General features: G+C 66.4%; 22 protein-coding genes and 1 other RNA gene. 5 read left to right on the top strand and 18 right to left on the bottom strand.

Going from position 1 to position 22,999, the window contains the following annotated elements; genetic code table 11:
* Positions 1-40: 40 nt before the first annotated feature.
* The 18 genes from ftsA to CCC_RS19915 all read right to left on the bottom strand — a co-directional run bounded on the left by ftsA (position 41) and on the right by CCC_RS19915 (position 19,045).
* Positions 41-1,285, bottom strand: coding sequence for a cell division protein FtsA (gene ftsA / locus CCC_RS19995; protein ID WP_041042860.1), 1,245 nt, complete (start codon positions 1,283-1,285; stop codon positions 41-43).
* 2 nt (positions 1,286-1,287) lie between these two features.
* Entirely contained in the window at positions 1,288-2,238 is a 951-nt protein-coding gene (locus CCC_RS19990) for a cell division protein FtsQ/DivIB (RefSeq protein WP_041042858.1), read from the bottom strand.
* Complete coding sequence (locus CCC_RS19985; protein WP_009868914.1) at positions 2,229-3,149, bottom strand: D-alanine--D-alanine ligase; 921 nt, start codon at positions 3,147-3,149, stop codon at positions 2,229-2,231. Before CCC_RS19985 ends, CCC_RS19990 begins: the two co-directional genes overlap by 10 nt.
* Positions 3,146-4,060, bottom strand: a complete 915-nt coding sequence (murB, locus tag CCC_RS19980; protein WP_082036708.1) for a UDP-N-acetylmuramate dehydrogenase — start codon at positions 4,058-4,060, stop codon at positions 3,146-3,148. Before murB ends, CCC_RS19985 begins: the two co-directional genes overlap by 4 nt.
* Positions 4,060-5,490 (bottom strand): UDP-N-acetylmuramate--L-alanine ligase, encoded by a 1,431-nt coding sequence (murC, locus tag CCC_RS19975; protein ID WP_009868916.1) that lies wholly within the window; start codon positions 5,488-5,490, stop codon positions 4,060-4,062. The genes murB and murC overlap by 1 nt, the downstream gene beginning before the upstream one ends.
* Before the next feature lie 4 nt (positions 5,491-5,494).
* On the bottom strand, positions 5,495-6,604 hold the full coding sequence (gene murG, locus CCC_RS19970) for an undecaprenyldiphospho-muramoylpentapeptide beta-N-acetylglucosaminyltransferase (protein ID WP_009868917.1): 1,110 nt from the start codon (positions 6,602-6,604) through the stop codon (positions 5,495-5,497).
* On the bottom strand, positions 6,601-7,731 hold the full coding sequence (gene ftsW, locus CCC_RS19965) for a putative lipid II flippase FtsW (protein ID WP_009868918.1): 1,131 nt from the start codon (positions 7,729-7,731) through the stop codon (positions 6,601-6,603). The genes murG and ftsW overlap by 4 nt, the downstream gene beginning before the upstream one ends.
* A 118-nt stretch (positions 7,732-7,849) precedes the next feature.
* Positions 7,850-9,223, bottom strand: a complete 1,374-nt coding sequence (murD, locus tag CCC_RS19960; RefSeq protein WP_009868919.1) for a UDP-N-acetylmuramoyl-L-alanine--D-glutamate ligase — start codon at positions 9,221-9,223, stop codon at positions 7,850-7,852.
* Between the two features lie 16 nt (positions 9,224-9,239).
* Entirely contained in the window at positions 9,240-10,328 is a 1,089-nt protein-coding gene (gene mraY / locus CCC_RS19955; protein WP_009868920.1) for a phospho-N-acetylmuramoyl-pentapeptide-transferase, read from the bottom strand.
* Positions 10,318-11,730, bottom strand: a complete 1,413-nt coding sequence (locus tag CCC_RS19950; protein WP_009868921.1) for a UDP-N-acetylmuramoylalanyl-D-glutamyl-2,6-diaminopimelate--D-alanyl-D-alanine ligase — start codon at positions 11,728-11,730, stop codon at positions 10,318-10,320. Before CCC_RS19950 ends, mraY begins: the two co-directional genes overlap by 11 nt.
* The gene (locus CCC_RS19945; protein ID WP_009868922.1) at positions 11,727-13,163 is read right to left on the bottom strand and encodes a UDP-N-acetylmuramoyl-L-alanyl-D-glutamate--2,6-diaminopimelate ligase; all 1,437 of its coding nucleotides are present in this window, start codon (positions 13,161-13,163) and stop codon (positions 11,727-11,729) included. Before CCC_RS19945 ends, CCC_RS19950 begins: the two co-directional genes overlap by 4 nt.
* Position 13,164: 1 nt before the next feature.
* Positions 13,165-14,931 (bottom strand): peptidoglycan D,D-transpeptidase FtsI family protein, encoded by a 1,767-nt coding sequence (locus tag CCC_RS19940; protein ID WP_009868923.1) that lies wholly within the window; start codon positions 14,929-14,931, stop codon positions 13,165-13,167.
* Complete coding sequence (gene ftsL, locus CCC_RS19935) at positions 14,928-15,566, bottom strand: cell division protein FtsL (RefSeq protein WP_041042856.1); 639 nt, start codon at positions 15,564-15,566, stop codon at positions 14,928-14,930. The genes CCC_RS19940 and ftsL overlap by 4 nt, the downstream gene beginning before the upstream one ends.
* Entirely contained in the window at positions 15,563-16,522 is a 960-nt protein-coding gene (gene rsmH / locus CCC_RS19930; protein ID WP_009867259.1) for a 16S rRNA (cytosine(1402)-N(4))-methyltransferase RsmH, read from the bottom strand. Before rsmH ends, ftsL begins: the two co-directional genes overlap by 4 nt.
* On the bottom strand, positions 16,519-16,980 hold the full coding sequence (gene mraZ, locus CCC_RS19925; RefSeq protein ID WP_009867258.1) for a division/cell wall cluster transcriptional repressor MraZ: 462 nt from the start codon (positions 16,978-16,980) through the stop codon (positions 16,519-16,521). Before mraZ ends, rsmH begins: the two co-directional genes overlap by 4 nt.
* 340 nt (positions 16,981-17,320) lie before the next feature.
* An RNA gene (rnpB, locus tag CCC_RS21410) (RNase P RNA component class A) lies at positions 17,321-17,727 on the bottom strand.
* Positions 17,728-17,862: 135 nt separating this feature from the next.
* Positions 17,863-18,594, bottom strand: coding sequence for a protein phosphatase CheZ (locus CCC_RS19920; protein WP_009867257.1), 732 nt, complete (start codon positions 18,592-18,594; stop codon positions 17,863-17,865).
* A gap of 16 nt (positions 18,595-18,610) precedes the next feature.
* On the bottom strand, positions 18,611-19,045 hold the full coding sequence (locus CCC_RS19915; RefSeq protein WP_041042854.1) for a bacteriohemerythrin: 435 nt from the start codon (positions 19,043-19,045) through the stop codon (positions 18,611-18,613).
* 144 nt (positions 19,046-19,189) lie between these two features.
* Between CCC_RS19915 and CCC_RS19910 the strand changes: the two genes are divergently transcribed.
* The 5 genes from CCC_RS19910 to CCC_RS19890 all read left to right on the top strand — a co-directional run bounded on the left by CCC_RS19910 (position 19,190) and on the right by CCC_RS19890 (position 22,993).
* Positions 19,190-20,182 (top strand): endonuclease/exonuclease/phosphatase family protein, encoded by a 993-nt coding sequence (locus tag CCC_RS19910; RefSeq protein WP_009867656.1) that lies wholly within the window; start codon positions 19,190-19,192, stop codon positions 20,180-20,182.
* Between the two features lie 85 nt (positions 20,183-20,267).
* A complete protein-coding gene (locus tag CCC_RS19905) occupies positions 20,268-21,437 on the top strand; it encodes a cyclic nucleotide-gated ion channel (RefSeq protein WP_009867655.1) in 1,170 nt (389 codons plus the stop codon).
* Positions 21,434-21,778 carry a DUF1491 family protein gene (locus CCC_RS19900; RefSeq protein WP_041042851.1) on the top strand — a complete coding sequence of 115 codons (345 nt, stop codon included), beginning with the start codon at positions 21,434-21,436 and terminating at the stop codon, positions 21,776-21,778. The genes CCC_RS19905 and CCC_RS19900 overlap by 4 nt, the downstream gene beginning before the upstream one ends.
* A 53-nt stretch (positions 21,779-21,831) precedes the next feature.
* Positions 21,832-22,206, top strand: coding sequence for a RidA family protein (locus tag CCC_RS19895; protein WP_009867653.1), 375 nt, complete (start codon positions 21,832-21,834; stop codon positions 22,204-22,206).
* 118 nt (positions 22,207-22,324) lie between these two features.
* Positions 22,325-22,993: an SDR family oxidoreductase gene (locus CCC_RS19890; RefSeq protein ID WP_009867652.1), complete on the top strand. Its 669-nt coding sequence runs from the start codon at positions 22,325-22,327 to the stop codon at positions 22,991-22,993.
* The last annotated feature ends 6 nt before the right edge of the window (positions 22,994-22,999 follow it).

Below are 22,999 nucleotides of genomic sequence, written 5' to 3'. Positions count from 1 at the left end.
TCGTTGCCAGCCCCGTTGAACTTAAAAAACTCGTTTGAACTCAGAAATTCCGTTTGAGCCACGAGCCGAGACGGCCCCAGCCCCCTTGTCCCTCGCCGCTTTTCCCCGTCCGCTTTCCGCGCGATTGCGCGGGGGCATGGGCCAGGGCATAGCGGATCAATCCGGCACAGGTGGAAAAGGCGGGGCCGCCGGTGGCCTCGGGCAGACCGTGCAGTCCGATGGGCTTGCCCAGGCGTACCTGCTTGTCCAGCACATGACCGGCCAGATCCCGCGCACCCTGCATCTGGCTGGCGCCACCGGTCAGCACCACGCGCCGCCCGGCCAGCTTGTCGAAGCCGCCCTGTTCCAGATGCGAGCGCACCAGTTCGAAGGTCTCTTCGAGGCGCGGCTGGATGATCTGGATCAGCATGCTGCGCTGCACCTGATTGGAGGCGCCGTCCTCGTCCTCGCCCACCAGGGGCACCTTGAAGATCTCGCGGTCGTCGTTGGCCGACGGGATCACCGAGCCGTAAAGGGTCTTCAGGCGCTCGGCATGGATCACCGGCGTCGACAGGCCGCGGGCGATGTCGCTGGTCACATAGGCGCCGCCCACGGCGATGACGTCGGTATGGACCAGTTGGCCGCCCAGGAAGACCGCGATGGAGGTGGTGCCGCCGCCCATATCGATGCAGGTGACGCCCAATTCCTTCTCGTCTTCCACCAGGCAGGCCAGGCCCGAGGCATAGGGGCTGACCACGCGGGCTTCGATGTCCAGATGGCAGCGGTTGACCACGGTGCACAGATTGCGCACCGGGCCGATCCCCGCCGCGATGACGTGGATGGCGACCCCCAACCGGTCGCCGAACATGCCGCGCGGGTCCTTGATGCCCTCGTTGCCGTCGATGGTGTAATCCACGGGGATGGCGTGGATCAGCTCGCGGTCGGGGCTTTCGTGGTGGGCGCGGCCGTGTTCGAGCATGCGGCGGATATCGGCCTCGTTGACGGCGTGGCCGTTCATGGCCACTTCCACCTTGACGTTGGCCGAGCCGGGATGGCCGCCCGAGATGTTGACGGCCACGGCGCGGACCTGATCATTGGCCATCTCTTCGGCGGACTCGACGGCGGCGCGGATGGAGGTTTCCAGTTCCTCCATATCCACCACGGCGCCGTTGCGCATGCCGCGCGCCACCTGATGGCCGATGCCCACCATGCGGGGGCTGCCGTCGTCCTGGATCTTGGCGATGAAGCAGCACACCTTGGTGGTGCCCACGTCCAATGCCGCGATGAGACCGTTTCGTGCCGCCATGATCAGCGCTCCCTCACGGGCGGGGCCGCCGAGGCGGTGTTGACCATGGCCTCGCGATCGCTTTTGAGCACCAGACGGTCGGGAACGCGCAGATCGATCATGGTGATCTGACGGCCCGACAGGGCGCGGGTCTTCTCCAACTCGGCCAGACGATGCCAGGCGGCCTGGGTGTCCAGTTCGGGAAGCCGGGCTTCCAGCCCTTTCTCCACATCGTCGAGCTTGATGTTCCAGCGGCGGTTGCTGACCCGGATGGCGGCCTTGACGCGGGCGGCCAGGTCGGGCTCGGTGGCCAGCAGGGCGAAGAGTTCGTCGGTGCGCGCCGGTGCGCCGTCGCCCACCACCAGGGGCAGATCCTCGAAACCCTCGATGGCGCCAGGGATGCTTCGGCCATCCCTGTCCACCAGGACGAAACGGTTGTCGGTCTGCCACAGGGCGACGGGCTGGCGTTCGACGATGGACAGATGGATGGCGCCGGGCAGGCGGCGCTCGATGGCGGCGGCGCGCACGCTGGGCAGAGCCTCGATCCGGGCGCGGGCGGCGCTGATGTCCACGGCCAGAATCGGGTCGCCGTAGCGGGTCCCCAGGGCGGATGCCAACTGGTCGGGGGGCGTGCGGCGACGTCCCGAGACGGTGATGTCGGCCACCTGGAAGCCAGCCTCGGCCGAGGAGGAAAGGAAGGCCGTGGCGATGTCGCGCACTAGCCGTTGCGGCTTGCCCGAATGCCACAGGGCAAACCCTCCCGCAGCCACGATCACGGCCATCAGGCCCATGCCAGCCAGCCTCTGAACCGGGCTGAAATCCAGGCGCAGACGGGGCCAGCGGCGCTTGGCCTTGGGCCGCGCGGGCGGGGCCTCTTGCTCCGTCCGGCGCTTGGCCGAAATCTGGCGCGGCGCCCGGTGAACGCCGGGGCGGTCGTCGGCGGTGATGACGATGTCGCTGGGGTTCAGTCGCATCGCGCCTCCTCCACCATCCACCGCACCAGTGCGGGGAAGGTGATCCCCTGATGGGCGGCGATCTCGGGCACCAGCGAGGTGGCGGTCATGCCGGGCTGGGTATTGACCTCCAGCATGACCAGCCGGGGCGGGCGGCCCGGAGTGGTGTCGTCGTAACGAAGATCGGCGCGGGAAACGCCCCGGCAGCCCAGGGCCTTATGCGCGGCCACGGCCAGACGGCAGGCCTCGGCGTAATCGGCGGAGGCGATGGGGGCAGGCATGATATGGCGCGAGCCGCCCGGCGCATACTTGGCCTCGTAGTCGTAGAAGCCGTGCTCGGAGGTGATCTCGAGGACGCCCAGGGCCTTGTCGCCCATCACGGCCACGGTCAGTTCGCGCCCCGGAACAAAGCTTTCCACCAGCACTTCATCGGCGTCGAACGGCCAGTCGGCCAGAGGGGAAGGCTGGTTCTCGCGCACGATGAACACGCCCACCGAGGACCCCTCGTTCAAGGGCTTGACCACGAAGGGGCGGGGCAAAGGGTCGGGACCTGTGGACTCGGCGCGGGTCACCACGCGGCCTTCGGCCACGGGAATGCCCGCGGCTTGGAACAGGGCGCGGGCGAAGCCCTTGTCCATGGCCGCCGCCGAGGCCAGCAGGCCCGAATGGGTATAGGGCACGCCCAGCAGGTTCAGGACGCCCTGGACGCAGCCATCCTCGCCGAAGCGGCCATGCAGCGCGTTGAATACCACGTCGGGCTGGGTCTCGGTGATGGCCCGCACCAGTTCGGCCGGGTTGCGGTTGCAATCCACCAGAGTGACCTCGAAGCCCGCCTGTTCCAGCGCCTTGGCGGCGGCGGCGCCCGAACGCAATGACACGTCGCGCTCGGCCGAAGCTCCCCCCATCAGGACGGTGACGCGCTTGATGGTCATGTTCTCACTCCGATACGGCGGATTTCCCAATGCAGATCCACACCGCTGGTCTCGAGGACCCGGCGGCGGACTTCCTCGCCCAGATCCTCGATATCGGCGGCTGTGGCGTCGCCCGTGTTCAGCAGGAAGTTGCAGTGCTTCTCCGACACCTGGGCGCCGCCCATGACCAGCCCACGGCAGCCCGCCGCGTCGATCAGCTTCCAGGCGCTCATGCCTTCCGGGTTGGCGAAGGTGGAGCCGCCGGTGCGCACCTTGACCGGCTGCGAGTCTTCACGGGCCTTGGCGATCTCGGCCATGCGCTGGCCGATCTCGGCAGGCTTGCCGGCGCGCCCCTGCAGCGAGGCGGACAGGAAGATCCAGCCCTCGGGCACCGCGCTGCGGCGATAGGTAAAGCCCAGTTCCTCGGGGCCGAGGATGTGCAGATTGCCCGCCCGGTCCAGCGCCTGGGCCGAGACGGTGACGTCCTTCATCTCGGTGCCGAAGGCTCCGGCGTTCATGCGCAGCCCGCCGCCGATGGTGCCCGGCACGCCCGACAGGAATTCCAGACCGGCCAGTCCCGCTTCCTCGGCGACGCGCGCCACGGTGAGGTCCAGCGCCCCCGCGCCAGCGGTGATGATGTCGCCCGCCACATCGATGGTGGCGAAGGGACCGGCCAGACGGATCACCATGCCCGGCACGCCGCCATCTCTGACCAGCAGATTGGAGCCCACGCCCACCACGGTGACGGGCACGTCGGCGGGCAGGACTTCCAGCACGGCGATCAGATCGTCCAGATCGGCGGGACGGAACATGGCCTCGGCATTGCCACCCACACGGAACCAGGTGAAGGGCGCCATGGGAGCGTCGAAACTCATCCGCCCCTGCACTTCGGGCAGGGCGTCGCGCCAGTCGCTGTATTTGCGCGCCGTCATCATTCGGCGCCCCCCGGCGAGGGGTCGGGAAGGGCGGCCAGATCGGCGGGCAGGGCATGGGCCCAGCTGGTGATATTGCCCGCGCCCAGGCAGACCACCATATCGCCCGGTCCGGCCAGGGAATTGACCAGGGGCGCCAGGGCCTGGGGCTCGGCCAGGGCCATGACGCGGCGGTGGCCGTGTTCCTGCAGGCCTTTGACCAGGGCGGTCTTGTCGAAGCCTTCCATGGGCTTTTCGCCCGCCGCGTAGACATCGGCGACGATCACCATGTCGGCGTCGTTGAAGCAGGTGCAGAATTCGGCGAACAGGCTGGACAGCCGGGAATAGCGGTGGGGCTGGACCACGGCGATGACATTGCCCTGGCAGGCCGAGCGCGCCGCTTTCAGCACGGCGGCGATCTCCACCGGGTGGTGGCCGTAATCGTCGATGACGGTGACGCCCTTGGCCTCGCCGGTGCGGGTGAAGCGGCGCTTGACGCCCTTGAAGCCCCCCAGCGCCTTCTTGACCACATCGTTGGGCAGGCCCAGCTCGTTGGCGACCGCGATGGCCGCCAGCGAGTTCAGAACGTTGTGCTCGCCGTACATGGGCAGGTGGATGCCGCTGATGGTCCGGGTGGCGCCGGTGACGCGGTCGGTGATGACCACGTCGTAGCTGGCGCCCTTGATATCCATGGTCAGGTTCTCGACCCGAACCAGGGCCTGATGGTTGAAGCCGTAGGTCACCAGCTTGCGGTCGGGGACGCGGGCGACCAGAGCCTGGACCTCGGGGTGGTCGATGCACATGGCGGCGAAGCCGTAGAAGGGAATGTTCTCGACGAAGGTGCGGAAGGCCTCGTGCAGCTTCTCCACCGTGCCGTAATGGTCCATATGCTCGGGGTCGATATTGGTCACCACCACGGCGGTGGACGGCAGCTTGATGAAAGAGCCGTCGGATTCGTCGGCTTCGACCACCATCCATTCGCTGGCGCCCAGGCGTGCATTGGTGCCGTAGGCGTTGATGATGCCGCCGTTGATCACCGTGGGGTCGAGACGCGCGGTGTCGAGCAGCGCGGCGATGAGCGAGGTGGTGGTGGTCTTGCCATGGGTGCCGCCGATGGCGATGGCGGATTTCAGGCGCATCAACTCGGCCAGCATTTCGGCGCGGCGCACCACGGGGACCAGCTTGGCGCGCGCCGCCTGGACCTCGGGGTTGTCGGGCTTGACCGCCGAGGACACCACCACCACCCGGGCATCGCCCAGGGCCTCGGCCGCATGGCCGATATGGACGCGGATGCCCATCTTGCGCAGGCGCTCGACATTGTAATTGTCGGCGATGTCAGAGCCCTGGACCGAATAGCCAAGGTTATGAAGGATCTCGGCGATGCCCGACATGCCGATACCGCCGATGCCGACGAAGTGGATGGTGCCGATGTTCAGCGTCATGGTGCGCATGGATTCAGGCTCCACTCGTCTTGGGGATCAGCCCGACCACCAGATCGGCCAGCGCTTCGGCCGCATCGGGACGGCCCACATTGCGGGCGCAGGCGGCGGTGCGGGTCAGGGCTTCGGGATGGGTGAACAGGGATTGCAGGCGATCGGCCAGGCTCTCGGGCGAAAACGAGTCCTGCTGCATCAGCCAGGCGCCGCCGCAATCCTCGGCGGCATGGGCATTGGCGGTCTGATGGTCGTCGATGGCGAAGGGATAGGGCACCAGAATGGCCGGACGGCCCAAGGTGGTCAGCTCGGCCACGGTGGAGGCCCCGGCCCGCGCGATGACCAGATGGGCGCCAGCCAACCGTTCGGGCACATCGGCGAAGAAGCTTTCCAAGGTGGCGTCGATGCCGGTTCCCTCATAGGCGCGGCGCACGGCGTCCAGGTCCTCGGGGCGGCATTGCTGGGAAATACGGATTCGGGTGCGCAAGGGCTCGGGCAGGCGTGCCAAGGCGGCGGGCACCACTTCGGACAGGATGCGCGCGCCCTGGCTTCCGCCCAGCACCAGCAGCTCGATGGGGCCGGTCGCGCCGATCTCGGCATAGGCCGTGTCCCGGCAGGCCAGGATACCGGCGCGCACGGGCATGCCGGTATGGACCAGCTTTTGCGTCAGTTTGGGCTCGACGTGGCTGACCTCGGCGAAGGAGGTGGCGATGCGCCGCACGTGACCGGCCAGCAGGCGGTTGGCCCGGCCCAGCACGGCGTTCTGCTCGTGGATGGCGGTGGGAATTCCGGCCAGGGCGGCCGCCGCCATGCCCGGCACCGAGGCATAGCCGCCAAAGCCGATCATGGCCGCGGGGCGGATGCGCTTGAGGATCGAACGGGCCTGGATCAGCCCCACGCCCAGTTCCAGGGCCGAGCGCAGCACCTTCAGCTTGCCACGTCCGGCGATGCTGCCCGCCGAAATGCGGAAGGTCTCCAGCTTGCCCAGCGTACCGCCATAGGCCGCGCCGCGCTTGTCGGTGATCAGCGCCAGATGGTAGCCGCGCTCCAGCAACACGGAGGCCAGAGCCTCGGCGGGGAACACATGGCCGCCGGTTCCGCCAGCCGAAAGGGCGATCAGGGGCTTGCTCATGCCTCCATGCCCTCCCTGCCATAGCGGGTGCGCGTCAGCGCCAGAACCATGCCCATGCCCAGAGCCAGCGCCACCATGGACGAGCCGCCATAGGAGATGAAGGGCAGCGTCATGCCCTTGGCGGGCATCATGCGCAGCGTGGACGCCATGTTGACGATGGCTTGCAGGCCGAACTGCACCAGCAGCCCGGCGGTGGCCAGGACCACGAACAGGTTGTCGTCCTTGTGAATACGCGAAAATCCGCGCAGCACGATGAAGGCGAACAGCATCACCACGAACAGGCACATGATCACGCCGAATTCCTCGCCGCCCACGGCCAGGATGAAATCGGTATGGGCGTCGGGCAGGACCAGCTTGACCCGGCCTTCGCCGGGGCCGCGCCCGAACAGCCCGCCATTCTTGAAGGCGTTCAGCGCCGTGGTCACCTGATAGGCGCCGCTGCCCGAAGGATCGAGGAACTTGTCAAAGCGGGCATGGACATGGGGAAAGATATAATAGGCGCCGATGATGCCGATGGGCGCCGTCAGGCCCAGCCCCACCACCAGGATCAGGGGCAGCCCGGCCAGGAAGAACTGAGTGCCCCAGATGGCGGTCAGGATGGCCGTCTGGCCCACATCGGGCTGGATCAGCAACAGGGCGGCGACCAGGCCGTAAAGGCCGGTGGCGATGACCCGGCCGGGAAAGGCGGGGTCCAGTCGGGCCGAGGCGAACATCCAGGCCGAGACCACGGCGAACATGGGCTTGACGAATTCCGAGGGCTGGATGGAGATTCCGGCCAGATTGAGCCAGCGCTTGGCCCCCTTGATCTCGCCGCCCAGCACCGGCACCAGGGCCAGCAGGACGATGGAGCCGATCAGGCCGATCACCGCCATGCGGCGCACCTGCTTGGGCGCCATGAGCGACACGCCCAGCATGATGGCGATGGCGGGCGCCAGGAAGACGAACTGGCGGCGCACGAAGTGGAAGCTTTGCGCCCCGATGCGCTCGGCCACGGCCGGGCTGGCCGCCATGGTCAGGATGGCGCCGACCGCCACCAGCAGGAACAGGGCCGCGATGGTCCAACGGTCCACGGTCCACCACCAGCGGCCCAGGACGGAGGTGTCGGTGCGCCCGAACGTGACGCTCATTTGTTTGCCCTCATGCGCCGGGCGTTCGCTCCGCTCACTAGGCTCCTCCGCTTCCCTCCTGCGCTTCGCTTTGTCGTCGCTCCGGGGCGCTCAACGCGCCCGCGCTCCCTGCTGTCGCTCATGCCGCCCCTCCCTCGCCGAAGGCCTGAACCAGGTCGCGGAAGGTGTCGCCGCGATCCTCGAAGGACTTGAACTGATCCCACGAGGCGCAGGCGGGCGACAGCAGAACCACCGCGCCCGGAATATCGTCGGAGACCGCCAGATTGCGGGCGGCGGCGACCGCATTGGCCAGGGTGACGCAGCGCGTATAGCGAACCTTGCCTTCCAGCGTGGCGGCGAAGGCCTCCGAGGCCTCACCGATCAGGAAGGCGTGCTGGATACGGCCGAAATGTCTCTCCAAGGATGCGATGCCGCCTTCCTTGGCCTGACCGCCCAGGATCCAATAGATGTGCTCGTAGCAGACCAGGGCCTTTTCCACCGCATCGGCATTGGTGGCCTTGGAATCGTTGATCCAGGCAATGCCGTGGTCCTCTCCCACCAGTTCCTGGCGATGGGCGAGGCCGGGATAGGTGGAAAGCGCGGCGGCGATGTCCTTGGGTGACAGGCCTTCGGCGCGGGCCGCGGCATAGACGGCGCAGGCGTTCTGCCAGTTGTGGCTGCCCGGCAGGCTGGGAATCTCCTTCAGGTCCGTGACCGGTTTGCCATTGTCCAACAGCACGCCGTCGGGGGCCGAGACCCCCTCGGTCAACACGGATTCGACGGAGATCTTCACCACCCGGAGGCCTCGGCGCTCCAGTTCGGCGGCGATGGCGCGGCAGGGGCCGTCGTCCACGCCGATCACCGCCGCGCCGCCGGGGGTGAGGAAGTCGAAGACGCGGCGCTTGGCGGCGATATAGCCGTTCATGCCGCCATGGCGGCCCAGATGGTCCGGGGTGATGTTGAGCAGGATGGCCGCGCCCAGCTTCAGGCTGTGGGTCAGCTCCAACTGGTAGGAGGACAGTTCCAGTACATATCGCCCATCGCCCGGCAGTTCAGGCAGGTCCAGGGCGGCGGTGCCCAGATTGCCGCCCGCCGCCACCGGCAGACCGCATTCGGCCAGGACATGGGCCAGCAAGGTGGTGGTGGTGGATTTGCCATTGGTGCCGGTCACCGCCAGCATGCGGGTTCCGGCCTTGGCCAGACCCAGCAGTTCCACGTCGCAGACCACGGGCACATTGGCGGCGCGGGCCTTTTCGGCGATGGCATGGGGCTGGGGATGGGTGTGGGGGATGCCGGGGCTCCACACCACCAGATCGGCCTTCTCCATGGGGATGAGGGCGGGGTCGCGGATGGGAATGGCGGTCTCGGCCGCGGCGCGGCGCGCGGTCTCGCCGTCATCCCAGGCCATGACGCCCGCACCCGCCGCCAGCAGGGCGCGCGCGGTGGCGGTCCCGGACTTGCCGAGACCCATCACCAGAACGCGCTTACCTTTGAGGAAGGGGACGGGGATCATGGACGGTTCGCCTCTTCTAGCGCAGCTTCAAGGTGGAAAGACCCGCCAGGGCCAGAATGGTGGCGATGATCCAGAAACGGATGACCACGGTGGGTTCGGCCCAGCCCTTCTTTTCGAAGTGATGGTGGAGCGGCGCCATGCGGAAGACGCGCTTGCCGGTCAGCTTGAACGAAGCCACCTGGACGATGACCGAGACGGTCTCCAGCACGAACAGGCCGCCGACGATGCCCAGCACCAGTTCATGCTTGGTGACCACGGAGACGGCGCCCAGTGCGCCGCCCAGGGCCAGGCTGCCGGTATCGCCCATGAACACCATGGCGGGCGGCGCGTTGAACCACAGGAAGCCCAGACCCGCGCCCACCAGGGCGCCGCAGAACACCGCCAGCTCGCCCGAGCCCGAGACGTAGTGGATCTGCAGATAGTTGGCGAAGACCGCATGGCCGACGAGGTAGGAGAAGATGGCGAAGACCGCCGAGGCGATCATTACCGGCACGATGGCCAGACCATCCAAGCCGTCGGTGAGGTTCACCGCATTGCCCGCGCCCACGATGATGAAAACGGCAAACGGCAGGTAGAACCATGACAGCTGCAACAGCACGGTCTTGAAGAACGGCACCGCCAGGGCGCCCGCCAGGGGCTCGCGCTGCAGGCTCATGACCCAGGCGGCGGCGGCCAGACCGATGGCGATCTCGGCCACCAGTTTGGCCTTGCCCGGCACGCCCTTGGGGTTCTTCTTGGAAACCTTGAGATAGTCGTCCCAAAAGCCGATCAACCCGTAGCCCAGGGTGACCAGCAACACGATCCACACATACTGGTTGCGCAGATCGGCCCACAGCAAGGTGGAGATGCCCAGCGCCAGCAAGATCATGAAGCCGCCCATGGTGGGCGTGCCCTTCTTGGTCAGAAGGTGCGACTCGGGGCCGTCGGCGCGGATGGGCTGGCCCTGCTTTTGCCACTGACGCAGCCAGGCGATGATGCGCGGCCCCACCAGGAAGGCGACGATCAGGGCGGTCAGCACCGCGCCGCCCGTCCGGAAGGTCAGGTATTTGAACAGGTTGAAGACCGGAATCTGATCGGCCAGGGGGTAAAGGAGATTATAGAGCATTCGAACGGCCCCCTTCGGCCAGAGCGTTGACCACACGTCCCATCCGGCTGCCTGCCGAACCTTTGACCATCACCACGTCGCCGGGCCGGACAGCCGCCTTGACCAGGGCCGAGACCGCGTCGGAATCGGCGGCATGGCCGCCACGCCGCTGTTCGGCCAAGGCGTCGTGCAAATGGGCCGTCAAGATTCCGGCGGTGAACACCAGATCGATATTCCAGCGCTCCACGGTCTCGGCCATGGAGGCGTGGAGCATGGGGCCTTGGGGCCCCAGTTCCAGCATGTCGCCCAGCACGGCGATGCGCCGTCCGCCCTTGGCGGGCTTGACCGAGGCCAAGGCCGCGATGGCCGCCTTCATGGAAACCGGCGAGGCGTTATAGCTTTCGTCGATGAGGTCGAAGCTGCCGCCGTCCATCTCCACCCGACGGCGCTGGCCGCGGCCCTTGGGAGCGGACATGGCGGCCAGGGCCATGGCCGCCAGATTGACGTCGGCGCCCAAGGCCTCGACCGCCAGCAGCACCGCCAGGGAATTGGTCGCCCACTGCCGCCCGGCCACGCCGATTCGGTAGGACAGGGGCTGATCGGTCAGAAGGGCGAACACCGCCGTGGACTGGGGATCGACGGCGCAATCGAGCAGCCGGGCGGTGGATTCGATGTGATTGCCGAAGCTGCGGATATGAGTGATTCCGGCCTTGGCGGCCGCTTCGGCCAGGAAGGCGAAATGGGCGTTGTCGCGAGGCAGCACGGCCATGCCGCCGGGCTCGATACCGTCGAAGATTTCCGCCTTGGCCGCCGCGATCTCGGCGGTGGAGGCGAAGAACTCCATATGCACCATTTCGACAGTGGTGATCACCGCCACATGGGGCCGCACCATGCGCACCAGCGGCGTGATCTCTCCGGGATGATTCATGCCGATCTCGAAGATGGCGTATCGCGAGCCTGCGGGCATGCGGGCGAGCGACAACGGCACGCCCCAGTGATTGTTGAAGCTGCCCAGGCTGTAATGGGTGACGCCCTGATCCGAAAGGGCCAGGGCCAGCATCTCTTTGGACCCGGTCTTGCCGACGCTGCCGGTGACGGCGACGATGTGGGCCGAGGAGCGGGCGCGCGACGCGACGCCTAAATCCTGAAGCGCGGTCATGGTGTCCCTGACCAGGATCAGTGGGGCGTCGTCTTGGACGCCCTTGGGCAGTTTGTGGACCAGGGCGCCAGCCGCGCCACCGGCCAGGGCCGAGGCCACATGGTCGTGGCCGTCATGGTTGGGGCCTTCCAGCGCGATGAACAGATCGCTGGGTTGGACGGTGCGGCTGTCGATGGACACGCCCCTGGCCTCCCAGGCCGGACCCGAGGGCGTGCCCGCCACGGCTGCCGCCGCTTCGGCCGAGGTCCACAGGGGGCGGTTCATGGCACGCCTCCGTCGGCGAGATCCACGGCGGTTCGGGCTTCCTCGGCATCGTCGAAGGCCAGGACGGTGGTGCCGACGATCTGGCCCTTTTCATGGCCCTTGCCCGCGATGACCAGCACATCACCCTTCTGCAATCCCGATACGGCGGCGCGGATGGCGTCCCGGCGGTCGCCGATCTCGATTCCGGCCGGGCATGCGCCCCGCACGGCGGCGCGGATGGCCGCCGGGTCTTCCGAGCGGGGGTTGTCGTCGGTGACGATCATGGCGTCGGCCAGACGGCAGCCGATGGCACCCATCAGCGGGCGCTTTCCGGCATCGCGGTCGCCGCCGCAGCCGAACACCACCACCAGACGGCGGCTGGCATGGGGGCGTAACGCCTTCAGAACGGTTTCCAGGGCGTCGGGAGTGTGGGCGTAATCCACATAGACGGGTGCGCCATGGGCACGGGCCGCCACTTTCTGCAGACGGCCATGCACGCCCTCCAGACTGCCCAGGGCCTCCAGCGCGGTCACCGGATCGGCGCCGCAGGCCAGGGCCAGCCCCAGGGCGGCCAGGGCATTGTCGGCCTGGAAGCGTCCGGCCAGGGGCAGGCGGATGGTGACGGCGCGGCCCATGATCTCCAGGTCCAGCTCCTGGCCATCCGCCGTGGGGCGCGCGGCGGCGAGGCGCAAATCCCTGGCGGCGCGGCCATAACCCAGAACCGTGATGCCGCGCTTGGCGCACAGTTCCACGGCGCGCGGCGCCAGATCGGAATCGGCGTTGATCACGGCGGTGGCGCCTTCGGGCAGCACTTCGGCGAAGAGGCGCAGCTTGGCCTCGGCATAGGCTTGCATGCTGGCGTGGTAGTCGAGATGGTCGCGCGTCAGATTGGTGAAGGCGGCGGCCATCAGCTTGACGCCGTCCAGGCGGTGCTGGTCGAGGCCGTGGCTCGACGCCTCCATGCAGGCATGGGTGATTCCCATTTCGGCCAGGCGGGCCAGATCGGCATGCAGCCCGGCCGGATCGGGGGTTGTCAATCCACCCGAATTGTCCCAGCCCGGCGCGATGATGCCCAGAGTGCCGATGGCGGCGGAGCGGTGCCCCAGCCGGGTCATGATCTGGCGGAAGAACTCGGCGGTGGAGGTCTTGCCGTTGGTGCCGGTGACGGCGGCCATGACTCGGGGCTGGGCGCCGTGGAAGGCCGAGGCCATCAGAGCGAAGCGGCGGCGTGGATTGGCGTCTTGGACCAGGGCCACCTGGGGCGGCACCTCGACGGTCGAGCCGTGGGGGACCAGCACGGCCACGGCGCCATTGGCGATGGCGGCGGGAATGAAGGCGCGCCCGTCGGCCTTGGTGCCGGGCAGGGCGGCGAACAGATAGCCGGGACGGACCGCGCGGGAATCAGCGGTCAGCCCCGTGATGGTCACGTCGATGGAAGGCGCCGAGGCCGTCATGTCACTCAACCGCCGCAACTTCACGGCCTCCTCCGCTATGTGCGATTCCCTTGGTTCCCGAGGAGGGGGCGATGGGCAAGGTCTTGGGCATCAGGCCCAGCAGCGGCGCGATCTGGGCGATCACCCGGCCAGCCGCTGGCGCCGCGGTCCAGCCCGCGGTGATGAAGCCGAAGGTCTGCTTGGTGGCCTGGGGCTCGTCGATCATCATCAGCACCGCATAGCGCGGCGCATCCATGGGAAAGGCGGCGATGAAGGAGGACAGCACCGCCTTCTTGCGATAGCCGCCCGCTCCGGCCTTCTCGGCGGTGCCGGTCTTGCCGCCCACCTCATAGCCGGGAACATCGGCCTTCTTGCCAGTGCCCTCGGTGACCACCATGCGCATCAGCTGGCGCATATTCTCCGAGGTCTTGGGCTTGATTACCCGGATGCCGGGCACCGCGTCGCCGGGCGAGCGCGCCAGCAGCGTGGGCGTGTGATACTCGCCGCCATTGACCAGGGCCGCGGTTCCCGCCAGCAATTGCAGCGGCGTCACCGACAATCCATGGCCGAAGGCGATGGTGACGGTGTTGATCTCGCGCCAGGGATTGGGCACCAGTGGTCCGCCCACCTCGGGCAGTTCCAGCGGCGGGGCCTGAAGCATGCCGATGCGCGCCATGAAGGCGCGCTGGGTCTCGGTGCCGGCATCCAGCGCCATGCGGGCCGAGCCGATATTGGAGGAATGGATCAGGATTTCCGGAATGGTGAGCCAGCGGTTCAGGGCGTGGTCGTCATGGATGGTGTGTCCGGCGAAGACCAGCGGCCGGGTGGCGTCGAAGGTGGAATTCAGATTGGCCCGGCCGTTGTCCAGCACCATGGCGGTGTTGAACAACTTGAAGGTGGAGCCCATCTCGTAGGCGCCCTTGGTGGCGCGGTTGAACATGGAGGAATCGGTGGGCGCCGGAGGATCGTTGGGATCGAAGTCGGGCAGGCTGACCATGGCGATCAACTCGCCGGTACGCACATCCATCACCATGCCGGTGCCGCCCACGGCGGAGAACTCTTCCACCGAACGGGCCAGTTCGTTGCGCACGATGGTCTGGACGCGGATGTCGATGGATAGCGCCAAAGGCTCGCTGCTTTCCCGAAGCGCGTTCTCGAAGCGCTTCTCGATGCCCGCCACGCCCTTGTTGTCCACATCGGTGACACCGACCGCATGGGAGGCCAGGGGGCCGTGGGGATAGATGCGGCGCTCGCCCTTTTCGAACAACAGGCCGGGAATGCCCAGGGAATTGACGTCGTATTGCTGGCGCGGCGTCAGGTTGCGCTTGAGATAGACGAACTGGCGGCCCGACGACAGGCGCTCGATGGTCTCTTCCAGGTCCAGTTCGGGCAGCACGGTAACCAGACGGATGGCGGCGTTCTCCACGTCCACCTTGGCGAGCTTCAAATCCTCGGGCCGGGCGAAAAGGGAGACGGTGGGCAAGCTCGACGCCAGCAGCACGCCGGTGCGGTCCGAGATATCGGCGCGCTCCATCTGCAATTCGTCGGTGCGGGCCTGGGGCTGGGCATTGGGCTTGGGCGGATTGCGGTCGATGACCGCCACGTCGACCATGCGCGCCCCGATGGCGAAAAAGGCCAGAAGGAAGATCATGGCAGTGATCAGCAGACGCGACCGTCCGGTCTCGATGGCCTGCATGCGCACGCCGTCCAGACGCAGGGCGGCCCCGGCCTGGAGGTCGTCGCCAGCATGAAAGCCCGGTGTATGACGCTTGGGGGCGAAGATGCTCACCTGGGCCCCCCCTGTTCGGTTTGGGCCAGGGCGGGAGAGGGAATGACGATGCTCCGGCCGCCCTTTGCCGGGGCAGGGGCCGGAGCCGGAGCGGCGGTCTTCGCCACGGGCGCGTCCTGGGGTTTGACCGTGGGACCTTGCGCCATGGTCACGGTGCCGGGCTTGGGCGGCTGCGGCTTGCCCGGCTGGGGTTTGGAATTATCCACCGGCCGGGGCCGGGCCGGACCCTCTGCCAGCTTGACCGGGGTAAGCTTGGGATCGGCGGGCTTTGGGGGCTGGGCGGCGGGGGCCTGGACGGGCATGGACATGCGCGACGGCGTCACGGCGGCATAGACTACCCCGGTGGCGGGAATGCCGTCCTTGGGCAGGGTATCCAGCGTGGCCACCTGGGTCGGCGTCACCGGCTTCATGCCCAGATGCTTTTCCGACAGGGTGCGCAGGCGGATCGGGTCGTTGAGATAGCTCCACTCGGCCCGCAGGACGTGGATGGTCTCCTGATTGCGGTGGATCTCGGCGTTGAGCCCGGCCAGACGCGCCTCCAGATCCTTGACCTCGTACTTCACCAGGAACAGCACCGCGCCGACGGCTACCGCCAGAAGGGTCCACAGGATGGTTCCAGTCAGACCGCGCTTCATGATGCGGCCCCCCAGGCGGGAGCTTCGGTGCGGGCGGCGGCGCGCAGCTTGGCCGAACGGGCCCGAGGATTGGCGCGGGACTCCTCCTGGCCGGGGGCGATGGCCTTGCGCGACAGCAAGGTGAAGCTGGCGGCGGGGCCGTTGTCCTGAGCCTGGGGGACATGGCGCGACGGGCGCGACGCTTCGCCCGAACGGGATTTCAGGAAGCTCTTGACCACCCGGTCTTCCAGGGAATGGAAGGTCACCACCGCCAGATGCCCACCGGGCGCCAGCAGATGTTCAGCCGCTTCCAGGCCGCGCTCCAGTTCGCCCAACTCGTCATTGACCGCGATGCGCAGCGCCTGGAAGGTGCGGGTGGCGGGGTCGATGCCGTCGCCCGAACGCGGCACCACCCGGCGGATCACCTCGGCCAGTTCACCGGTGCGTTCGAAGCGCTTGATGCGCCGCGCCTCGACGATGGCCTTGGCCACCCGGCGCGACAGCCGCTCTTCGCCATAACGATAGATGATGTTGGCCAGTTCGCCTTCGGGCGTGTCGTTGACCATATCGGCGGCGCTGGGCCCCTTGGTCTCCATGCGCATGTCCAGCGGCCCGTCCTTGGCAAAGGAAAAGCCACGCTCGGGCTGATCGATCTGCATGGAGGACACGCCGATGTCCAGGGCGATGCCGTCAACCTGGTTGACACCCCGCTCACGCAACAACGCGGCCATATCCCCAAAACGGCCCTCGATCATGGAGAAGCGTCCGGCGGAAGCTTCCTCCAGCGTCTTGCCGCGCGCCACGGCACTGGGGTCGCGGTCGATGGCGTGCACATGGCAGGCGGCAGCCGAGAGGATGGCGCGCGAATACCCACCGGCCCCGAACGTGCCGTCCACGTAAGCTCCCCCGTCGCGGGGCGCCAGAGCCGCGATCACTTCGGTCAACAGGACCGGAATGTGGGGGGGAAGGGAACTCACGGCGTCACCTTGGGGCGAAGGGGCAGGGTGGGGCGCGACTGCAGGGCGCGGGCGCGGATTTCGGCCTCGACCGCCTTATAGGCTTCGGGCTCCCAGATCTGGAAGGTCTGGCCCTTGCCCACGAAGGAGACCTGATCGGCGATGCCGGCATGGGCCAGGATGTCCTCGGGCAGGACGATGCGGCCTTCAGGGTCCCAGGGCAATTGGCGGGCATCGGCGAAGATCAGGGCCGACAGGTCTTCCTGCTCGGCGGAGAAGGCGTCGAAGCTTTGGGCGCCATCGGACAGGCGCTCCATGAAATCCATGCCGCAGCCCTCGATGCAGGCATTGGTGAACGAACGGTAGCAGACGATGCCGGAAAAGCTTTGGGCGGCCAAGGCAGCGCGAAAGGTCGCCGGGACCGAGACGCGGCCCTTCTTGTCGACCCTGTTTACGAATGTGGAGAGGAAGAGTGCCACCCTCGTCCGCCTTCCGCTGCGTTGCCAAAAATCCCCGGTCCATCTCCGCTGACACACTTCGCCCGTGGGCATCGGTGGATGGTGATTAATGGGATATCATGGGAAAACATGGGAGTCAATGGAATCGGATAGTAATCGCATGGGCAAAACCTGATTAGCGACAATGCAAGGCGATTTTTACTAAAGTACTCGAGGAACGCCTCGCAGCGCTTTGATATTTACCAATTTTTCATAAACGGCTGCCGCAAGGGTGGAAAAACCCTGGCGTGATCATACCGTGAACATGTGCCCGGTGAGGGCGCCGTTGGCCTCATACGTGATTTGGGATGTCATGGGAAAAAGCGTCAGACGGCCTGTAAGCCGGGTTCTGTCCCCTCCCGAAGGCGGGTGACGGCCATTCATCTGGGACGTCCGTTACCGGACGCCTCTCGCGACCGACCCGGACGGCGACGCGGAAACGCGTTTCGTCCTTCCCGTGGGAAGAACAGTGCCGTCCCTATTTGGTCTTGCTCCCGGTGGGGTTTACCGTGCCGCTTGCCGTTGCCGGAAGCGCGGTGCGCTCTTACCGCACCCTTTCACCCTTACCAGCTGCCGGACCTTGCGGTCTGGGAGCGGGCGGTTTGCTTTCTGTGGCACTTTCCCTGGGGTCGCCCCCGCCGGACGTTATCCGGCACCGTGTATTCCGTGGAGCCCGGACTTTCCTCCCCCAGGACACGAAGTCCCAAGGGCGGCCGTCCGGCCGTCTGACGCGGCCCCACTTTAGGGCTTGCGGCGTGAAGGTCAAGCACCGCGAAGTGTGAATGCTGTTTAAAAGAAAAGGCCTCCAAGAGTTGGAGGCCTTTATTGCTTCTATACTTACACCTGATCGGGTGGAAACCGTATTTACCCGAATAGCTTGTCGATCTCGTCCTGGGAGATTCCCTGGTTTTCCAGGGCCGGGCCGTTGAGAAGCTTGGAATCGTCGTCCTTGTGCTCCTCGAAGATCTTGGGCGAGACGTCGGAGATGTTCTCCGGGCCCCAGATCTCGATCATGGCGTTGATGCGGTCCTCGACGTATTTGAGGGTTTTCACCACCTTGGTGATTCGCTGGCCGGTGATATCTTGGAAATTACAGGCCTCGAAGATGGTGCTGATGGTGTCGTTGATGTCCTCGACCAGGCGGCCCACATAGGAATCGGCGGCATGGGCCAGGATTTCCCTGCCAGTGGATTCGATCTTCTCGGCGGCTTCCAGAATCTGTTCGGTGGCCTGTTCGGTGGACGACACGATGGCGTCCAGCTCGAAGGTCACGGCGATCAGGCGGTCGTCATCGGCATCCTTGGGCCGCAGAGCGGCGATTTCCGCCTTGGTGTGTTCGATGCAGACGGCCAGGGCGCGCAGCTCCGTCTTCAGCATGGAGACTTCGGCGGCCTTTTGCGGCAGGACGTCGTCGGCGGGGACGGCGGCCACGGGCGCCGGGGCCTCGCCGCGGACCAGGGCTTCCAGCCCCTTGATGTCGCCGCGCAGTTCGTTGATGGCTTTCAGCACCTCGGAATTGGAGGCGTTGGGAGTGGCTTCGCCGCGCGCCTGAAGCCGCTTGATCTCCGCCGTGAACAATTTGCGCTCGGTCGTCATGACTGCCTGCCGTCCCTTATGCCACCGATGGCGGGTTCACCCCGCCATCAACCACCCGCTCTACCCACGGCCTGTATGATTTATCCGTAACCTGGATATGCTGGGTCAACCACTTCTTGAGCAATTCTACAACCTGTTCGTCGAGAGCGCCCCGTTCTCCCGCCTGATAGCGCGAGACGATATCGCGAACCTGACCCTCAAGACGCCGGTGTTCGGCCTTGTGGGGCTCGATTTCGGGAAAGCCGGTGGCGGCCAGCATGGCCTCCTCGCGGCGGAAATGATGCTCTGTATATTCTGACAGGGCCGACAAAACGCTGCCGATCACGTCGCGGCTTTGGCCGGTATCGGTGGCGTCGAACAATTGGATCAGAAGGTCGAAGAGGATGCGGTGGTCGGAATCCAGCAGTGGGTTGCCCACGCTGAACGCTTCGCTCCACGCGATCACTGTCATCGGGTCCCCCGCCCCTGCGTTCCCGTCCTGTGATCCACTATAGCGTACATCCAAGATGGCACAAGCATTCCGCAAGGGGCGCGGGGTGCCTCTCGCCGGGCGGCGGGGCATGATGTAGACTCGATTCCGGCAAGGGAGGCCCATGTGACGCCACTGAGGATCGCCACTTTCAATCTGGAGAACCTGGACGAGCGCCCGGTGGGCGGCATCGATTTCGAGGACCGGTTGGCGGTGATGCGGCCGCAATTCCAGCGGCTCAGGGCCGATATCTTGTGTCTGCAGGAGGTCAACACCCACGCCGCCACCAAAAGCGGGCCGCGCCTGTTCACCGCGCTCGACCGCCTTCTGGCCGGGACGCAATATGAAGGCTGGCCGCGTGTCCACAGCCTCAACCGGGGCGGTGTCCATCCCGCCGACAAGCACAATCTGGTCATCGTTTCCCGCCTGCCCATCCGTTCTCACCGTCAGGTCTGGCACGATCTGGTGCCGCCCTGCGCCTATCGCCCGGTGCGGGCCGACCCTCCGCCGGCCGAGGCCCAGGCCGTGGAATGGGACCGCCCCATCCTGCTTGCCGAACTGGAATTGCCGGGTGGGCGGGCGCTGCATGTGATCGACGTTCATCTGCGGGCGCCGCGCGCCGTCTGGCTGGCGGGCCAGAAGGAACGCTTTGGCCGCTGGCTGTCGGTGGGCGGCTGGGCCGAGGGCTATTTTCTGGCGGGCGTGAAGCAGGCGGGCCAGTCCCTGGAGGTCCGGCTGCTGGTGGAGGAGATTTTCGACGCCGACGCGGATGCTCTGGTGGTGGTGTGCGGCGACTTCAACGCGGGCGAACACGAAGCGGGCATGCGCATCATCAAAGGCGACGACGAGGATACGGGCAACGGCCACCTGGCCATGCGCATGCTGGTTCCGCTTGAACGCAGCCTGCCCGAGGCGCAGCGCTATTCGGTGATCCATCACGGCCGACCGGTGATGCTGGACCATATCCTGGTCTCGCGGCCTTTGCTGGGCTGGTATCTGGGCGCCGAGATCCACAACGAGACCCTGGGCGACGAACTGGTTTCCCCCGCCCTCGTCCTCGCGCCGCCCCAAAGCTATCATGCTCCGGTGGTTGCGGAATTCTCGCTTCCCCTGGGGTGAGGATCTTCTCAATATTCATCGCAATTCCGACGATGCGCCCTTGTTACGGTACCGCTATAGTATCGGCGGATCAAAAGGGGGAGCCATGATCAACTGGCTGTATGGTTTGGTGGGAGAGGGGCCGTTTCCCTCCATGCGTGCCGTGGTCTACCGGGGGATCCTGGTGGTTTGCATCGTGCTGTCCACCACCATCGCCATCGTCGATACGGTGCCTGACGCCTGGATCGGATTCGAAGGAATCGTGTCGGGGGCGGGCGGGCTGTTCCTGGTGATCTTGTCCCTCGATTACATCTTGCGGCTGCTGGTCGCCTGGTCCCAGAGGGCGGAGGGGGAATCGGGCATGGCGGCCCTGGCCGGTTACGCCCTGTCGCCCTATGGCATCTTCGATTTCCTGGCGGTCGTGCCGTTTCTAGTGGGCGAAGCCACGGCCCTGATGCCCCATGACGGCGAGACGGTGTTTGGCATTTTGCGCTTTCTCAAACTTGCACGCTATTCCCCCGCCCTGGAGACCCTGGGCGTGGTGGTGCTGCATGAATTGCGCCCGCTGCTGGCTTCGTTGTTCATCATGCTGATCCTGGCCATTTCGGCCTCGACGGTGATCTATTTCGTCGAGCGCGCCGCCAATCCCGCCCTGGCCAGCGTGCCCGCCGCCATGTGGTGGGCCATCGTCACCCTGTCGACGGTGGGCTTTGGCGACGTGGTGCCCATCACGCCGCTGGGCAAGCTGTTCGGCAGCGTGGTGGCGGTCTTGGGCCTGTGTATGTTCGCGCTGCCCGCCTCGATCCTGGCGTCCGGCTTCGCCGAGGAGATGAAGCGCCAGAACTTCGTGTCCACATGGCATCTGGTGGCCAAGGTGCCGTTTTTCCAGCGCTTGCAGGCCAGCCAGATCGCTGAGATCGCAGGCCTGCTGAAGCTGTCGCGGGCCATCAAGGGCGAAGTCCTGATGCGCGAGGGCGATACCGGCGAATGCATGTACTTCATCGTCAGCGGACAGGTGGAGGTCAAGGGCAAGGCCGGGACCTTCATCTTGAAGAACGGCGACTTCTTCGGCGAGATCGCCCTGATCGAGCGCTGTCCCCGGACGGCGACGGTCAAGGCGGTCAGCCGCTGCCAGTTGCTGATCCTGGATGCGCGCGACTTCCACAAATTCGTCGCCCACGACCATGCCCTGCTGGAGGTCATCTGGGAGACCGCCCGGTCCCGCATGGCCCAGGCCGACAAGGCTCATGACGCCAAGGAAAAGGAACCGGTGTGAGCGAGCCCCGCCTGAAGGCCAAGTTGTGGGTTCATGCCACTATCCGCCGCTGTTCCGTTCTGGCCATTCCGGCCTTCGTGGTCGCCAAGGGCGACGAGGATGCGGGGGCCGTGCTGATCAAGCTCAATCGCGGCGCCATGGGATGCGAGGTTTTCACCCAGGTCAGGGACGGAGCGGGCGAGGCGGCTTGGCTGCGCGCCACCGGCGCCGATCCGGTGCCCGAGGATCAGGCCGACATCTATATCCGCCGCCAGCGCGACATCGATTCCGATCTCTGGGTGCTGGAGGTGGAGGACCGCGAGGGCCGGGTTCCGTTCCTCGAGCGCATCTTGGCGGGCTGACCTCAAATACGCTATGAAGCTGTCTTCCATCATTTGACTTTAAGGACCGTACCATGACCCGTAAGCTGATCTCCTCCGGTTCCTCGTTCGAGGAAGTGGCTGGCTATTCCCGCGCCGTGGCCCAGGACCCCTGGGTGTTCGTCTCCGGTACGTCGGGCTTCAAGGATGGCCAGATCGCCGATGGTGTCGTCGCCCAGGCCGAGCAGTGCATCGCCACCATCGCGGGCGCCCTGGAACAGGCCGGTTCGTCGCTGAAGGACGTGGTGCGGGTCAAGGCCTATATCACCGAAGCCGCCTTCTTCGAGCAGATCGCCCCCGTGCTGGGCAAGGCCTTCAAGGGCATCCGCCCGGCCAACACCACCATCGTCTGCGGTCTGGTCGATCCGCGTATGAAGGTGGAAATCGAGGTCACCGCGCTCAAGGCGTAGTCCTCTGGTTCTGGATTGCCGGGTCAGGCCCGGCAATGACGAGGATTTTGAGTTTCGTCATGCCCGGACTTGATCCGGGCATCCATTTTCGCAGCGAGAGACGAGGGAGGAGCGCGCCTTGCCCACCATCTTGATCACAGGCGCCAATCGCGGCATGGGGCTTGAATTCGCCCGGCAATACGCGGCCATGGGATGGCGGGTGCTGGGCACGGTGCGCGATCCCATGGCGGGGCGCGCCCTGTCCGAGGCTGGCGGCGAGGTCTATGTCTGCGACGTGGCCGACCCGGCCCAGGTGGCGCGGCTGAAAGCCTCGCTGGCTGGGGTCGGAATCGACATCGTGCTCAACAATGCGGGCATCTATGGCGAGAACCAGTCCTTCGGCGCCGTCGACCCGGCCGGGTTCATGAAGGTGGTCGCCGTGGATAGTCTGGCGCCCCTGAAACTGGCCGAAGCCTTCGCCGACCAACTGACGGGACGCAAGATCATCGCGGCGGTGTCGTCCAAGATGGGCGCCATGTCCGACAACACGTCAGGCGGCTCCTACGCCTATCGTGCCGCCAAGGCGACGCTGAACATGGTGATCAAGAACCTGGCCATCGACCTGGGGCCGCGCGGCATTCTCACCGTGGCTCTGTCGCCCGGCTGGGTGCGCACCGATATGGGCGGGCCCAGCGCACCGCTGGAGGCCGCAACCGCTGTGGCGGGCATGGTCAAGGTCATGGCCGAACTGACGGAAGGGGACAGCGGCGCCTTCATCCATTACGATGGCTCCCATCTCGCCTGGTAGGAGTAG

Source organism: Paramagnetospirillum magnetotacticum MS-1 (assembly GCF_000829825.1).
Classification (GTDB): domain Bacteria; phylum Pseudomonadota; class Alphaproteobacteria; order Rhodospirillales; family Magnetospirillaceae; genus Phaeospirillum; species Phaeospirillum magnetotacticum.
Note: the sequence above shows the minus strand (reverse complement) of the source record. Positions and strands in the feature narration are given on the sequence as shown.

What these genes read in the sequence shown, in the direction of transcription:
- CCC_RS19915 (WP_041042854.1), bottom strand. Translation starts at nt 19,045, where the DNA reads ATGACAGTGATCGCGTGGAGCGAAGCGTTCAGCGTGGGCAACCCACTG.
- murC (WP_009868916.1), bottom strand. Translation starts at nt 5,490, where the DNA reads ATGCGCACCATGACGCTGAACATCGGCACCATCCACTTCGTCGGCATC.
- CCC_RS19905 (WP_009867655.1), top strand. Translation starts at nt 20,268, where the DNA reads ATGATCAACTGGCTGTATGGTTTGGTGGGAGAGGGGCCGTTTCCCTCC.
- CCC_RS19985 (WP_009868914.1), bottom strand. Translation starts at nt 3,149, where the DNA reads ATGACCATCAAGCGCGTCACCGTCCTGATGGGGGGAGCTTCGGCCGAG.
- CCC_RS19990 (WP_041042858.1), bottom strand. Translation starts at nt 2,238, where the DNA reads ATGCGACTGAACCCCAGCGACATCGTCATCACCGCCGACGACCGCCCC.
- mraY (WP_009868920.1), bottom strand. Translation starts at nt 10,328, where the DNA reads ATGCTCTATAATCTCCTTTACCCCCTGGCCGATCAGATTCCGGTCTTC.
- CCC_RS19945 (WP_009868922.1), bottom strand. Translation starts at nt 13,163, where the DNA reads ATGACGGCCTCGGCGCCTTCCATCGACGTGACCATCACGGGGCTGACC.
- murD (WP_009868919.1), bottom strand. Translation starts at nt 9,223, where the DNA reads ATGATCCCCGTCCCCTTCCTCAAAGGTAAGCGCGTTCTGGTGATGGGT.
- CCC_RS19895 (WP_009867653.1), top strand. Translation starts at nt 21,832, where the DNA reads ATGACCCGTAAGCTGATCTCCTCCGGTTCCTCGTTCGAGGAAGTGGCT.
- murG (WP_009868917.1), bottom strand. Translation starts at nt 6,604, where the DNA reads ATGAGCAAGCCCCTGATCGCCCTTTCGGCTGGCGGAACCGGCGGCCAT.
- ftsA (WP_041042860.1), bottom strand. Translation starts at nt 1,285, where the DNA reads ATGGCGGCACGAAACGGTCTCATCGCGGCATTGGACGTGGGCACCACC.
- murB (WP_082036708.1), bottom strand. Translation starts at nt 4,060, where the DNA reads ATGACGGCGCGCAAATACAGCGACTGGCGCGACGCCCTGCCCGAAGTG.
- ftsW (WP_009868918.1), bottom strand. Translation starts at nt 7,731, where the DNA reads ATGAGCGTCACGTTCGGGCGCACCGACACCTCCGTCCTGGGCCGCTGG.
- CCC_RS19920 (WP_009867257.1), bottom strand. Translation starts at nt 18,594, where the DNA reads ATGACGACCGAGCGCAAATTGTTCACGGCGGAGATCAAGCGGCTTCAG.
- ftsL (WP_041042856.1), bottom strand. Translation starts at nt 15,566, where the DNA reads ATGAAGCGCGGTCTGACTGGAACCATCCTGTGGACCCTTCTGGCGGTA.
- CCC_RS19950 (WP_009868921.1), bottom strand. Translation starts at nt 11,730, where the DNA reads ATGAACCGCCCCCTGTGGACCTCGGCCGAAGCGGCGGCAGCCGTGGCG.